The sequence below is a fragment of the Brevundimonas vesicularis genome (assembly GCF_014204545.1).
Taxonomy (GTDB): Bacteria; Pseudomonadota; Alphaproteobacteria; order Caulobacterales; family Caulobacteraceae; genus Brevundimonas; species Brevundimonas vesicularis_B.
The window spans coordinates 18,488-32,384 of the sequence record NZ_JACHLJ010000001.1 but is presented as its reverse complement, the minus strand read 5'-3'; the positions used below and the strand labels follow the sequence as shown (position 1 = coordinate 32,384).

Genomic DNA, 13,897 nt, shown 5'->3' with positions numbered 1-13,897 from the left:
CTTGGCGTCGCTGATCCATCTGGCGAACCGGGCGGTCCGCGCCCGGACGCCCGCATGTTGATAGGGGGCGTAATGCAGCGCCTCAGGCCGGACAGGCGCCTCGTCACAGCCGGAAAAGCGGTCTCCCCCGTGGGGCCTGTCATCCTCCAGATCCACGCAGGCGATGTCTCCGGTTCGACCCTTCAGTCCCGTCCCGAGCAAAACAAATCGCTGGGGCGCAGCAGCGGCGATTTCCAGTGCGCGCTGGCGGTGGCCGTCGCCCTGGTGATGGACATAGTATCCGATCGGAGCAATCACGCTGCGGCTCTCGCAACGCCGTCGGCCCAACGTCGTAAATCCATATCGAGCGGCATGGCGGGCAGCTGGGCTTCCAAAGCCGACAGCCGCTTGGCGCTCGCCGCGTCTTGACGCTGCCCCTTTCGCCACATCGCCCGCTGCCGCCAATGCGAAAAGTCCGGAGCCATGATCGGACCGCCGTTCCGCGCCTGATGGAACAGACGGGTCATGTCCTCCGCCATCCCCCCGGCGGCGCGGCCCGTGGTGCGTGCCGACACTCGCGTCCACACCGCCAAGGGATGCACAAGCCTGCCCCCCTGCGCTTGAGCGGCGATCACAAGCGCCCGATCCTCGCCCGTCGGCAGTTCCGGCACGCCGCCGGCTGAAACATAAGCCGCCGCCGTGATGGCGAGGCTGGCTCCGGTGTGATCGCCATGGCGGGGCGCCGGATCATGCGGCGACGGGTCGATCTCGTCCTCGATCGCTCGAACTTCGCGCCAGTAGGCGTCCCACATCTGGCGCAGAGCCGCGACATCCGTGGAGATCGCTTCCGCCTCATCCAGCACCAGCCGTCCGCCCACCAGATCGGCTCCTGCTGCGATGGCTGCAAGATTGGCGGACAGCCAGTTCGGCGGCGGTCGCGTGTCGGCATCCGTCGAGATCAGAACGCCATTCGATCGATCTCCGAGTTGCTCGAGACCGACGGACATGGCGGCGCGCCGCGCCGCGCCGGCATGGGCGCGATGCTCTGGGAAGGTCTGCAAATTAACGACGATGTCCAGTCGATCCTTCCACCGATCGGCCGCTGCCTGCGCTTGAGGAAGCGAACCGTCTGTCGAGTTATTGATGCAGAGCGCGACCGAAATCCTGCCCGGAAGATCCTGCGCGGCCAGGGCGGCCAGCAGCACGGGAAGACGCCGTTCCTCATTCCGCGCGGGCACACAAACGCAGAAGGCAGGTTCGCCCCTCATGCGATCAGCCGATCTTCCAGCGCGTCATTGGCCTGCATCTGGCCCGCCGCAGCTGCCTGGATCATCTCGCCATAGAGCCGTTCATAGGCGGCGATCATCCGGCGCACATCGCAGGCCGCCTCGGCGCGCGCGCGGCAGGCCGACCGAGACAGGCCGACCGCACGGGCGATTGCGCACGCCAGGTCCTGCACATCGTCCGGACGCGCCAGGGCGCCGCAGTCGGGGGTCAGAATCTCGGGAATAGCGCCACGCGCGAAAGCGGCGACGGGCGTCCCGCACGCCAGCGCTTCGGCCACCACCAGTCCATAGGGTTCGTCCCAGCGCGGCGTGCAGACGAAGGCGGCCGCCTGCCCGATCTCCTTCGACAGCGCTTCGTGATCGAGGTGACCGAGATAGGTGGTCTTATGCGTCAACCTCGGAGCGATCTCGGCATCCAAATAGGCTTGATCTAGGATCGGGCCCGCGAAACGCAGCGGAATACCCGCCAATGCCGCCGCGTCCAGCGCCAGATGCAGACCCTTCTCGGGCACAATCCGCCCATACCAGATCAAATGCCCAGGTTCGTCGTGACGTGCCTGCCATGGAAAGCGGTCCAGATCGATCCCGTTCAGAATGACCTGATCGATCGGCCGCACCGGGCTCCATTGTTCGCGCATCGCCTCCGACACGCCGACGAACCGCGCGAACGGCGCGCTCGCTTCGCGGATACCGCTCTCCAGCCAGCAAAACGGCGGCGTGTGGAGGGTGGTGACCATCGGCATGGGCAAGGTCTCCGCCATCGAGACCGGCAGATAGTGCAGACTGTTGTTGTGGATCACGTCGAACGAACTGCGTCGAAGCCGGCTCATCAACGACAGATAGGCGTGATGATCTCGGAAGAAGGCGATGTCGCCTGCCTCCGCAGTCCCGACCTTGGCGATTTCCGTCTGGTCGCAGATCGCCTCCAGCCCTAATTCCGGGTCGGACAGGGTCGCTGCAAACAGAGTGACGTCATGACCGTTGAGCCGCAGTTGGCGACAGAGGAGATGGGTATGCATCTCCAGCCCGCCGGCGAAGGGTTCTGCGATCGGATATTTGAGATGAGCGATGACGCCGATGCGCATCCGTACCGCCGTGATCGACAACCCGATCCCCCTCGGATCGGTCCATGGCGTAAAGCCTGAAGAGCAAAGCTACGCCGCGGTTATTGGTTCCTATGTGCGATAGCGGTCTCAAGTCCTCATGGGATGCGTTTATCTCCCAGACCCGATGAGGGCCGTTCGCCACCGCCGACGACTTCGATAAGATCGAGGCGTTGAAAGGCCACGGTTTTGAGATCTTACGATATCGCGAGGAATGCGGTCGGTTCACCAGCCTTCGCCAGCTCGATGAAGTGCCAGGTCTAACTGGCAAGACCGATGGCGTGGAGACCTACGTCTCTATCGAGACTGGCGACCAATCTGACAGTTTTCACGCCTCTCGGCGTAAGGAGACCGGCTGGTGATCTGAAGTTCACGCGCCCAGGACGGCGGATCTTTTGATCTGCCGCGACTGGCCGATCGTGAGGCGCTTGCCGCGCGAGAAGTCTGCCAGGCCAGGACCGCGCGATCCGAAAGTGGCGAAGCGGGCATCCTCGGGCTGCAGCATGGTGCGGGGATTACCGTCGCGGCCGGTGTACCACATCTCGGTCCAGCCCGCCGGCGCGATATGGTCGTCCATCCAGCAGTCGAGGAAGGTTGCTGCGCCGACAAACTTCGGATCGCCGTACCGACCATCAGGGAAGGTGCTTGAGGGCCGCCAGGGGCGGCCCAAGAACACGGAGTGCCGCGGAACACCGGCGTCTCTGGTAAGACGGCAATCGCGGAAGACAAAGCCGTAGTCCTGCTCGATCGGCGTGCTTGGGGCAACGATATAGCCTTCGACCGGGTCTGCGGGACGCAGGCGCGATCGGATTTCGCAACGTTCGAACCAGGCACGCCCGCCGCCGAAGATGAAGTCATAGCTGCCAGTGATCAGGCAGTTTTCGAACAGCGTCGCGCCCGCGTCGGGGAACAGCGTGTCCTGATAGCTGAGAATATCGCAGTTGCGCACGACCGCGCGATCCGACCCCTTGTCCATCATCAGAGCCACGGCCTGGGGCCCTGCGCCATTGTGCGAATGCAGGCCGTTCGGCTTGGTCATTTCCGCCAGACCGTCGAAGGCGTTGTTGATCGTCAGGTTCTCGGCGTGGAAATCGGGCGCACGCACGAACAAGGTTGGAGTACGGAATGTGCCCCACATCCGACCATCCGGCGCCGCCAGTCCCGACGCCGCCAAATGATTGATCACCGAGCCTGAGCGATCCTCGCCGATCAGGTGAATGAAAGGCTTGTCGACCACAACCTGCTCGGTCCAGATTCCGCGCGTGATCAGAATGCGGAACGGCCTTCGTCCGTCCGCCGGTGCAGCGGCGATGGCGGCGGACAGCGCCGGATAGACTGGCGCACCAAAGCGACGGCCGGCGTCGTCGCTCCCGACTACAGCGTCGTATCCAGCCGCAGCAGCCCAGGATCGGCCGGACGCCATGATCGGTAGAGCGACGGCGGCCGCGAACGTCTGGCGGCGCGAAAGGGACGAAAGCATGCTGGCTCCGAATGGAAAAAGAGGGCGCTGACCGGCGAACCGTTCAGCGCCCAGTCTCCCGGGGGAGGTGGGAGTGTCTTAGAAGGTGTAGCGGACGCCGAAGTTGTACTGCCTTCCGGTGTGCGAATAGACGTAGATGCTGTCGCGACGGCTGTCCGTGTATTGCTCATTGAAAGCGTCGGTCAGGTTCAAGCCTTCGAACGTCACCTTGATGCGGTCCGTCAAAGCATAGGAGGCCGAGGCGTCCACCGTCACGATGTCACGCACGCCATCGATGTCATTGGTGCTGGTGCCGCTGGGGACCGCGGTCAGATAGCGATCGCGATAGGCGGCCGAGACGCGGGCGCTGAACCGATCGTCTTCGTAATAGAGGGTGGCGTTGTAGGCGGTCTTCGAAAGGCCGAGCAGATCATTTTCGACGAAGCCCGTCGGCGATCGCGAGGAAATATAGCTGATCTTCGAATCCACCAGCGTGACGTTGAAGATGGCGCCGAGATTGTCGAACGGTCCGGGCAGGAAGGTGAAGGGCTGCTGATAGCTGACCTCGATCCCCTTCAGCGGACCGCCCTCGGTGTTCACCGGCTGGCTGAACAGGAAGACGTCGCTGGGCGAAACACCCAGGCCGTTCAGCAACTCCAGCGGCAAGCCGGATTGATTGAAAGGCTGGGAGGTTCGAGAGGTTTGAATGTAGCTTTCGATGTCCTTGTAGAACAGGCCGACAGATAGCAGGGCGTCAGGCGCGAAATACCATTCCGCCGACAAGTCGTAGGTCGTGGCGCGGATGGGATCCAAGTACGGATTGCCCGAGCTGACGCTGAACACGCCAACCGTGCTGAGGCTGCCGCCCGGCGTCACACTGCCCAGGTTTGGACGGGTCATGACCTTGGCGGCGCCGAACCGCACCAGGAAGTCGGGCGTCACTTCGGCCGTCAGATTCAGTGCCGGCAAAACGTCGTCATAGTCGCGATCAACGGTCGTCTGCTGCGCGGCGCCGGCAACCAGTTGATAGCCGGTCGAGCTCTGCTTCGTCTTGACGTAGCGCACACCGATATCGCCGCGTACCGGCACGCCGCCGAGCTCGGTGTCGAAGTCGAGCTGCATATAGGCGGCGGAGTCCTTCTCGGTCACATTGCGGATGTTGCCGCGCGCATTGGCGTTGGAGGCGCCGCTGAGTTCGAACAGTCCCGTGCCGCTGTAGATGTTGAACAGGTCGGCAAAGGCGTTGAGGTTCGGTGCGATCCAGTTTGTGACGGTGCCGTTCGGTGCGCCAAGATTGCGACCAAACCCGCTGACCAACTCGGTCAGGCTGGCTAGGGTCACGCCAGCAGGCAATTGCGGCACCACGCCCTCGTTGACCCGCGCCAGCGCCCAGGAGTCGAACTCATATTCCTTGTAGTTCACCCCGGCCTTCAGCGTCAGCGACGGCGTCAGATCGTAGCCGCCGTCAAGTTGCGCAGTCTTGATCGTGTTGGTGACGCCCTGCGGGCGCAGGCGGATTTCGGAGCGCGCCGCCCCGAAGTTGTAGGCCAGCGGGTCGGTCACGTCATAGCCGAACCGGATCAGTGGCGCGTTTCGGTTTTCGCGATAGTCGTATGAATAGTTGTCCGAATTTTCGCGGTTCAGAATGACCGTCGTCTGGATCGGATTGTCGAAATCAGACTTGGAATAGCCCACCAGGCCCTTGATCCTGAACCGGTCGCTGAACGCGTGCTCCAGGCTCAGCGTCCCTTGCGTGTATTTGGTGTCGAGTTCGTCGTAGCGGGTTTCCGTCTCCACATCGACGTCATCGAACAAGCCGTAGACCATGTCGCCGTTGGCATCGATGACACCGTCGCGCACGATGATCTCTGGTCGGCCGCCCTGCGACGCGTTGCGAGCGAAGGACAGGGCTTCCAGCCAGTTCTCCTGACGCGTGGCCTTGAAGTCGGAATAGAGCAGATCAAGATTGATCAACGTCTGTTCCTGCGGCCGGAACTGCACCGATCCCGTCAGACCCAGCCGCTCCTGATCGTGCGTCAGCCGTCCGTAGCGCGGAAAGCGCGGCGTATAGACATCCGCCCGCCTCGCATTGGCAAAGGGTGATGCAGGGTTATAGCCGCCGGCCTCGGTCCCGTTGAGCCAGCCGCCGGAACCATGTCCTTCCTCCAGGAGCTGGCGCTTGGTGTAGGCCACCGAGACGAGGGCTCCGAGGCGCCCATCCATCCAGGTATTGCTGGCGAGGGCCGCGAACCGCGGGTCCCATTTCTGGGACAGATCATTGTAGCCGTATTGGCCCGACACAACGAGGTTCGCCCCGGCGTAATCGAACGGTCGCCCCGTCTGCAGATCGACCGTTGCGCCCAACGATCCCTCTTCCGTTTCGGCCGAGGCGGTCTTGCGGACCGTGATGCTGTTGAAAAGCTCGGACGCGAAGACGTTGAAGTCGAAGGCTCGATTGCGGTTGGCGCCGCCCGAGCTGTCCGTACCCGACGCGGTGCTCTGGCCCTCAACGCCGTTGATGCGGACGCGCGTGAACTGTGGACCCAAGCCCCGCACCGTGATCTGGCGGCCTTCGCCAGCGTCGCGCGCGATCGACACGCCAGGCACCCGCTGAATGGACTCTGCAAGGTTGGCGTCGGGAAAATCGGCCATATCCTCGGCCTTGATCACGTCGACGACGCCATTGGCTCGTCGCTTGGCCGTCAGCGCGCTGCCCAGTGACGCACGGAAACCGGTTACCACGATAGTTTCAACTTCGTCCGCCTGGTCTTCGACCTCGCTCCCCTGGGCGACGGTCTGGGGCGCGACGCTCGCGCTGGCGAGCACTGCCGTGCGGCCGTTGTTGGACGCCACCACCAGGTTGCTGCCCTGCAGGAGCCGGCCCAGGCCCTGATCAACCGAATAGACGCCCTGCACAGCGGCGGTCCGTTGTCCTGCGACCGCGTCGGTCGACGCCAGGATTTGAAGATCCGCTTGGCGTGCGAAGGCGGGTACGCCGGTCGAGGCAGGCTGCGCAGGGACATTGAACTGTCGAGCCTGCGCCTGAACGGCGCCGGCTCCGGCCAGCGCCATCGTGCTGACGGCGATCATCAGCGACGCCTTCGCGCCTTGGTTTCGCGACATGGCCATGCGTCGGCCCTCCCTTTTTCTGTTTCCTGGTTCCCGGACCCTTCTTCGAGGGTTCCGAGAGTCTCGATGTCCGGCGACCGACTTTCCGTCGCCGGACCAAAAAGAATTATCCAGCTCCACCCAGCATGATGACCTGCTCCCCAACCTTCACGCTTGCGTCATGGGCGACGCCCACCGCCTGGGCGAAGCTTTCCGGTTCGTTGGTGCGGAACCATCCAACCACGGTGCGGCCTTCCAGATCAGGATCGACGATCACGATCTTGCGGTTGTTGTATCGGTTGAACTCAGCCGCCGCCGCACCGATCGTGTCACCGTCCAAGACAATCTGGCCCTCGCGCCAAGACAGAGCCCGGTCCATTTCCAGCGGACGCTTCACCGGGCTGGACGCACCGGCCTGGTCGCTGACGAACACCTGTTCACCCGCCGAGACGCGCCGACGCACTTTTCCAGCGCCCTTGTCGCTCCAGACCTCCACAACGCCTTCCGTCACGCGAACTTCGGCCCCGCTGGACTTGCGGCGAACGGAGAAGGCCGTGCCGACCGCTTGGACGCGGACATCGCCCGCCGCCACAACGAAAGGCCGCGCTCGATCTTTTGCGACCTGAAACCAAGCCTCTCCCTGATCGAGGGTCACGGCGCGTTCGGCCTTCTGAAAGCGGATGTCCAAAGTCGTGTCGGTGTTTATCGCCGCCATCGACCCATCGACGAGCGGCACACGGCGGATTTCACCCACCAGGGTGCGGTAACGTTGGCGCGACAAGACCGGCGTCAGGACGAGCCCGGCCGCAACTGCCGCCGCCAAGCCCATTCCCCCAAGCAGTATGCGTCGATCAGGCTTGGCTGGCGCACGGTACACCTCAGCCTCAGGCGCGGGATTGACCATCAAACCGATGACCGCTCGCGCCCGCCACAAGGCGCCCTCACGACGGCTGTCGCCAGCCAGCCAGTCGTCCAAAGCGGCTTGGTCGGACGCGCTCATCGCATTTGCGTCCAGTCGAGCGGCCCAGTTGGCTGCTGCCGCGTCGATCTCTGTGGAGGCTTCACGGCTCATGCGCGCCGCTCCCCGGTCGATGATGGGGCGACATTGGCGTCAGCCTGGGCCAAGCCTGCCAGAACGGCTTTCAACCCGCGTGCGGCTTCATTCTCGACCACGTTCTCCGACACGCCCAACTGGCGCGCGATTTCCTTTTGCGACAACCCCATTACGCGGCGCATCTCAAAGATGCGTCGGCTGCGTTCGGGCAATGTGGCGACGATCTTCATTACGCGTTCGAGTTCCTTGCGCCCCCCGGCGATACGCTCGGGTGACGGTTCGTCCCACTCGATGCGCAGGGCGTCGATTTCCGTCACAGCGTCGATCCGGACAATCCTGGCACGGCGCATCTGCTCAAGCACGACAGACCGCGCGGTCTGGAAGAAATAGGCGCGAGGACTTTCGATCTGCTCCACCGCCTTCAGGTTGGCCAATCGGCAATACGATTCCTGAATGACATCATCGACATCGTTGGAGGTCACAAGCGATCGCCGAAGCCAAGCACGAACATCCTGCTCGTGGGGCAGTATTTCCTGCCCCAACCAGCGAACTCTTGCGTGCTCCGATTTTCCGCCGCCGTGAATCACCGATTTCCCCTCCAGGGGACGATGCGTCGCGAGGCCGTTTCCGTCAAAATTGGTGCTTGAAACACGCAGCGACAAGGCGAGGTATAAGGCGTACGGATGCTGCAGCCGGCAACGCTTTCGTCATAAGCACTACGCTCAGCGGCTGATGGAAGGGTTTGGCGACCATGTCGTGGCCGAAGTCCGAAACCTTGACCGCCCAGATCGCGCGCCGGAAAGACTGCTTTCAGCCCTAGAGACCCGCGAAGTCCACGGCCTTGGCGAACAGTTCGCCACGACTGCTGACCGCCAACTTGCGATAGGCATGCTTGATGTGAGTGCGCAGTGTCTCGATGGAGATGTCCTGCTTTTGAGCAATACGTCCTGTCTCCATCCCCGCCAACATCATCGTCACGATGTGTTTTTCGCAGGGTGTCAAATGGTGAATTTGGAGCATTGCTTCGTACGAAACACGGTCCGCCATTCGGTGTGCGGCAAACCCTATGCTGTCGTCATCGCCCGCGATCAGCTGTTGGCAGCGCAAAAGCCATTGTCGGTCGGCATCCGTCGATGTGACCGCATAAATCGCTTGCCCGGGCACAGCGTCTCTCAGAAGGCGCGCCAGCGCTGCAGCCGTCTGAGTACTGTCTGAGACAAGATGGTCGCCAATGAGCCGGAAAACGCCGGCGTCGTTCAACATGCGGTAGGCGGCTTCGTTCGCCCAGCCGATGCGTCCCGATCGTGACAGCAACATCCTGGCGCGGGGGTCGATGTTGACCCAGGCCGCGATGGCGCGAGACCAAGGCGGTATGCGCTCGGCGTCAAGATCGAAGTTCAGGTGCGCCTGTCTTGGATCGCAGTCGCCGATCTCACTTCCAACAGCGAGAAATCCCGTCACGCCTACAATCATCGAACCCTCCCTCGTGGCTGGGCCTCGATGCTCGACACGTGAACAGCCATTTCAAGCGTCGAGCGTTCTCAAGCGCAGTTCACCACACCGTCCTATCCATAGACCGGGCCAATTGACATACCCGAGTTTGGTGATTGACGGCCGTCCAAGCCGATCCGGCCCAATGCCGCTCGCCGAGTTGCGTCGAACGTTCACACCAACACGCTGGCGCAGCTTCAAGGTGTGTCCTCGCACTACCAATATTGATGCGCGCATCAACTAAGCAATCATCGATAGTGTCTTTGACGATGCGACGCCGCCTCCAGCGGTGAATAGATGACGACGCCACGACATTGTGGCGCCCTCCCAGTCTTATTGGGCGGGAAAATATTGAAAAGCTGGAGGATATTATGCGGACCTATATTATTGCGGCGGCGACTGCCGCCGCGGCCTTGCTGGCGATGCCGGCTGTGTCGAGCGCACAGACCAATGTGACCGTCTCGACCACCGTGACCAACTTCTGCGGCATCGGCTTGGCCAATGTTGCGGGCGGAAACGTCGCGGTCGCCAACGGCGTACGTCAGAAGGTCACCACATTGCGGATGTCGTGCAACGCCGCCAGCGGCGCCAAATTGACATCAAGCGCCGCCAACGGCGACTTCAAGTCGGCGGCAGGCAAGCTGATCAACTACGATTGGGATCTGTCCGTGCCGGAAATCCCCAGCCTGGGCTTTGCGGCCAACGACACCTATCCCGGCGAAGCTGCCCAGGTCACCAACTCTGGCGGCTACAGCCAGAAATTGGCTGACGGCGTCTTCGGCGATCTGTTCCTGAACCTCTGCTACAACGTCCCCGGCGGCAGCGGTGTGGGCGGAACGCAGGGCGATCCGAGCAACCCCGGCTCTTCGGGTTGCGCGGCCTCCCCCTCGGGTCCCGGCGCCGCCTCGGCCCCGGCTGGAACCTATACGGAAACCTTCACCTTCTCGCTCGATCCCGCTTGATCGTCGCGAAATGCAGGGGCCGCCCTCGGACGGCCCCTGCTTCTTCGTGAGAAGTCTGACAACACAACGGGGGCAACAATGACACGTCGTGTATTCGCGACACTGGCGGCCGCAACGGCTTTAACGACAGTCCTGATGGCAGGCGCGACAGCACCGGCCAAGGCCATGGACGTGTCGCCCATGATCTCGAAGATCACGCCGTCCGGCAATGGGGCCAGCTATCGGATGACCGTCAGGAACGACAGCGCCACACCGGCGACGGTCGAAATCGAGACCTATCGCATGCAGGTCGGTGCTGACGGCGCCCGGTCTTTGGTCGAAGACGACAAAGACATCACGGTGTTTCCTGTCCAGTCCGTCATCCCGGCCAATCGCGAGCAGGTGATCCAGGTCCGCTACACGGGCGACGCTACCGAAGAGGGCCGTATGTATCTGGTCCGCGCGGCCCAGTTGCCGATCAACATGCAGACAACGCCCAGCGACGGCGGCGTCGGCGCTGACATACAGGTCGCCTTCACCATCAACACCTACGTGTTCGTGGCCCCGCCCAGGGCGCGTGCCGAAGTGCAGGTTACCGCGGTGTCGCGCCAGCCGAACGGCGACGTCATCCTGACCGCCCACAACTCAGGGACCGGCTTCGCCTATATCCGTGAGTCCAGGATCATCCTGAAGACGGCGGACGGACAGTCGCATGAGATACCGGCCGCCGAAGTGGATGTCGGACAGGTCAGCGTGATCGCCGGCGGCGCCACGCGGCAGGTGAAGATACCGGCGGCCCTCGCCGCATCGGCATCCGGCGACCTCACCGCTTCCATCGTGCTGCTGTGAGGGCCGGCGGTGGCCCGCAGGTCCCTCAAGCGCGGGCGGTCCGGCGCGCGAACCGCTTTTCGCCGCATCGGGGCCGTCGCCTGCATGGGGGGCGGATTGGCTACCGTGGCGCATGCCGCTCCCGTCGTGCTGACCGATGAGGTCATGCGCACGGCCCCGCCGGACTACTCCGCCGTCGTAGCCATCGATCGAGACGAAAGCGAAGGCCCAGTCACCGAAGCTTCGCCGCCCATTCAGGACCAGTCTGCTTCGGTCAGGCCGTCCTCGGTTTTCACGCCGATCCAGGGGCCGCTAACGCTCGACGGCAAATATCTTGGCGACATCAGCGGCTCGGTCGACGCCCAGGGCCAGGGATTGGTGGATGCGACAGCCCTGCTGGACCTGTTGAAGCCTCAGATCGGGTCCGAACTCTCCACCACCCTGTCAGGCCGCATCGCGACACAGACCAAGGTCAATATGGCGGACCTTGTCACCGACACCTTCTCCCTAACCTTCGATCCCCTGTCTCTGACCTTCGTGGCGACATCCACGCCGGAAAGCCGAGCACGGCGCGATGTCGGCTTCTCCCAGACCCCGGTGATCGACCCTGCCGCCTTCGATCAACCGGCGGACTTTTCGGCCGGCGCGAATATCACCTTGGCCCAACTCTACTCCCACACCGACACTCGTTTCTCGCCGCTACAGGGCGGCGTCGACTTTTTCGCCAACTTCGGCGGGTTTGACGGCGTCACGCTGACAACCGGCGTCGATTACGACGGGAATAACAGGCAAGGCCGCTGGCAGCGCCGCGAAATCCGTCTGACCAAGGACATCTTCAAATCCGCTGTACGTCTGACCGCCGGCGAGTTCGCGCCCCCCATCGACAGTTTTCAGGGCTCGCAGAGGTTTTTGGGGCTATCGGCCGCACGCGCGTATTCAACCATTCGACCCTTCCAGAACGTGCGTCCCGCAGGGCGCCGCCAGTTTATCCTGGACCGCCCGGCCTTGGTCGTCGTCGAGGTCAACGGCGTGGTGACGGAACGGATTCGCCTGGACGCCGGCCCCTATTCCATTGGCGACTTTCCCTTCGCGCAAGGCGCCAACACGGTTCGCCTGCTCGTCGAAGACGACAGCGGTCGGCGCGAGATCGCTGTGTTCGACCTGTTCGGCGGCGCCGGGCTGTTGGATCGCGGCGTGTTGGATTTTGGGGTGTCGGCTGGACTGCTGGAAGAAGGCGGAGATCTCCAGTACGGCTCGACGTTGGCCGCGAGCGGCTTTGTTCGCAAAGGGCTGTCCGATGTTCTGACCGTCGGCGTCAACGCTCAGATCGCCGACCGAAAAGGGCAAGCCGGGGCGATAGCGACATGGGGTTCCAAACTGGGTCTGATCCAGCTGAGCAGCGCCGCCAGCCACAACGGCGACACCGGAAAAAACGGCTACGTCGCCTCTGTCGACTATCTCCTCGAAAGGACTTTGGGCAAGACCGTTGATGCGCGCCTTGTAGCCTCGGCCCAGGCGACCAGCCGCTATTTTCAGAGCGCCTTCGATCCGTCCGCGTTCAACAACGAGAAATGGCGCGCCGCCGCGCGGCTGCTGGTGCGTTTTCGTGATTATTCGATCAGCGGCGGCGTCGCCTTCGTAAAACGTCGCGAACAAAAAGATCGCACCGATTTCAGCTTGGGCCTGGGCCGCACGTTCCGTCGTTTCGCGGTCAATCTGGCCTGGCAGCGCGGGTCCACCGAAGATGGCCGCGACGAGGACCGCTTCGGACTGACGCTCACGTCACGCTTCGGCGGGCGCTGGAGCACCACCGCGCGCTACGACAGCGACAACGACCTGCGTGAGGTTGGGGTGTCACGCGCATCTTCGGGCCGCCTTAACGACTTGAGCGGCGACCTTCGGCTGTCGCAAGATCGGACCAACCAAGCGATCACGGCGGACCTGCGCTACATCAATAATCGGTTCGACGCCGAACTCGTATCGAACCGGCTGGTTTCGTCCGAACCCGGTGGGGTCACGCGCCAGGAGTCATTGTGGCGAATGTCGACGATGATCGGTTACGCCGGCGGCGCCTTTGGCGTCGGACGTTCCGCGCGCGAGGGCTTCGTCATCGCAACGCCCCACCCTACCCTGTCCCGTTCGCGCATCAAGCTGACGGACTCCAGCGGCTATACGGTTGCGCACAGCGGATGGCTGGGCCCAGCTCTGGTCGGGCTGGATCGCGGCTATGGCGTCAATCGCTACGAGATCGAGGCCGATCCGCTGCCGCAGGGCTATGACCTGGGCAGCGGCGTCATCAACATCTTCCCCGGCTACGGCAACGGTTACCGCTTCGTGGTGGGTAGCGATGCGTCACGCACCGCGCGAGGCGTGCTGATGTCCGCCAATGGGCCGGTCGCTCTGGCCGGCGGCGTCATTCAGGCGGCAGGCGCGCCGGCCGATGCCGAGGGCAAACCCTTCTTCACCAACCGCTCCGGGCGCTTCGTCGCCGATGGCCTGGCTCCGGGTCGCTATCGCCTGGTGATCCAGGGCGCAGTGGTGGGAGAATTCGTCATTCCCGAGAAAGTGGAAGGAACAGTCGATGTCGGCGAAATCCGCACGTCTCCGCCGTCGCCGTAGGCGCAAGGCGCAAGGCGACCGAAAGATCC

Annotated in this window: 10 protein-coding genes; 3 read left to right on the top strand and 7 right to left on the bottom strand. The window is 63.2% G+C overall.

Going from position 1 to position 13,897, the window contains the following annotated elements:
- Positions 1–293 precede the first annotated feature (293 nt).
- The 7 genes from HNP47_RS00130 to HNP47_RS00100 form a co-directional block, all read right to left on the bottom strand.
- Positions 294–1,247, bottom strand: coding sequence for a glycosyltransferase family 2 protein (locus HNP47_RS00130; RefSeq protein ID WP_184277358.1), 954 nt, complete (start codon positions 1,245–1,247; stop codon positions 294–296).
- Positions 1,244–2,350, bottom strand: coding sequence for a glycosyltransferase (locus HNP47_RS00125; RefSeq protein ID WP_184277356.1), 1,107 nt, complete (start codon positions 2,348–2,350; stop codon positions 1,244–1,246). The genes HNP47_RS00130 and HNP47_RS00125 overlap by 4 nt, the downstream gene beginning before the upstream one ends.
- 388 nt (positions 2,351–2,738) lie before the next feature.
- Complete coding sequence (locus HNP47_RS00120) at positions 2,739–3,848, bottom strand: pectinesterase family protein (RefSeq protein ID WP_184277354.1); 1,110 nt, start codon at positions 3,846–3,848, stop codon at positions 2,739–2,741.
- A 78-nt stretch (positions 3,849–3,926) separates the two neighbouring features.
- Entirely contained in the window at positions 3,927–6,917 is a 2,991-nt protein-coding gene (locus HNP47_RS00115; RefSeq protein ID WP_260394556.1) for a TonB-dependent receptor, read from the bottom strand.
- Positions 6,918–7,062: 145 nt separating this feature from the next.
- The gene (locus HNP47_RS00110; protein WP_184277350.1) at positions 7,063–8,007 is read right to left on the bottom strand and encodes a FecR family protein; all 945 of its coding nucleotides are present in this window, start codon (positions 8,005–8,007) and stop codon (positions 7,063–7,065) included.
- Positions 8,004–8,651: an RNA polymerase sigma factor gene (locus HNP47_RS00105; protein ID WP_260394555.1), complete on the bottom strand. Its 648-nt coding sequence runs from the start codon at positions 8,649–8,651 to the stop codon at positions 8,004–8,006. Before HNP47_RS00105 ends, HNP47_RS00110 begins: the two co-directional genes overlap by 4 nt.
- Positions 8,652–8,805: 154 nt before the next feature.
- Positions 8,806–9,462, bottom strand: a complete 657-nt coding sequence (locus tag HNP47_RS00100) for a response regulator transcription factor (protein ID WP_184277348.1) — start codon at positions 9,460–9,462, stop codon at positions 8,806–8,808.
- Between the two features lie 389 nt (positions 9,463–9,851).
- Between HNP47_RS00100 and HNP47_RS00095 the strand changes: the two genes are divergently transcribed.
- The 3 genes from HNP47_RS00095 (at position 9,852) to HNP47_RS00085 (ending at position 13,868) form a co-directional block, all read left to right on the top strand.
- A complete protein-coding gene (locus HNP47_RS00095; protein ID WP_184277346.1) occupies positions 9,852–10,442 on the top strand; it encodes a hypothetical protein in 591 nt (196 codons plus the stop codon).
- A 180-nt stretch (positions 10,443–10,622) separates the two neighbouring features.
- A complete protein-coding gene (locus HNP47_RS00090) occupies positions 10,623–11,270 on the top strand; it encodes a fimbria/pilus periplasmic chaperone (RefSeq protein WP_184277344.1) in 648 nt (215 codons plus the stop codon).
- A 105-nt stretch (positions 11,271–11,375) separates the two neighbouring features.
- On the top strand, positions 11,376–13,868 hold the full coding sequence (locus HNP47_RS00085) for a fimbria/pilus outer membrane usher protein (RefSeq protein ID WP_184277342.1): 2,493 nt from the start codon (positions 11,376–11,378) through the stop codon (positions 13,866–13,868).
- The last annotated feature ends 29 nt before the right edge of the window (positions 13,869–13,897 follow it).

What these genes read in the sequence shown, in the direction of transcription:
- HNP47_RS00125 (WP_184277356.1), bottom strand. Translation starts at nt 2,350, where the DNA reads ATGCGCATCGGCGTCATCGCTCATCTCAAATATCCGATCGCAGAACCC.
- HNP47_RS00095 (WP_184277346.1), top strand. Translation starts at nt 9,852, where the DNA reads ATGCGGACCTATATTATTGCGGCGGCGACTGCCGCCGCGGCCTTGCTG.
- HNP47_RS00090 (WP_184277344.1), top strand. Translation starts at nt 10,623, where the DNA reads ATGATCTCGAAGATCACGCCGTCCGGCAATGGGGCCAGCTATCGGATG.
- HNP47_RS00110 (WP_184277350.1), bottom strand. Translation starts at nt 8,007, where the DNA reads ATGAGCCGTGAAGCCTCCACAGAGATCGACGCGGCAGCAGCCAACTGG.
- HNP47_RS00115 (WP_260394556.1), bottom strand. Translation starts at nt 6,917, where the DNA reads ATGATCGCCGTCAGCACGATGGCGCTGGCCGGAGCCGGCGCCGTTCAG.
- HNP47_RS00100 (WP_184277348.1), bottom strand. Translation starts at nt 9,462, where the DNA reads ATGATTGTAGGCGTGACGGGATTTCTCGCTGTTGGAAGTGAGATCGGC.
- HNP47_RS00120 (WP_184277354.1), bottom strand. Translation starts at nt 3,848, where the DNA reads ATGCTTTCGTCCCTTTCGCGCCGCCAGACGTTCGCGGCCGCCGTCGCT.
- HNP47_RS00130 (WP_184277358.1), bottom strand. Translation starts at nt 1,247, where the DNA reads ATGAGGGGCGAACCTGCCTTCTGCGTTTGTGTGCCCGCGCGGAATGAG.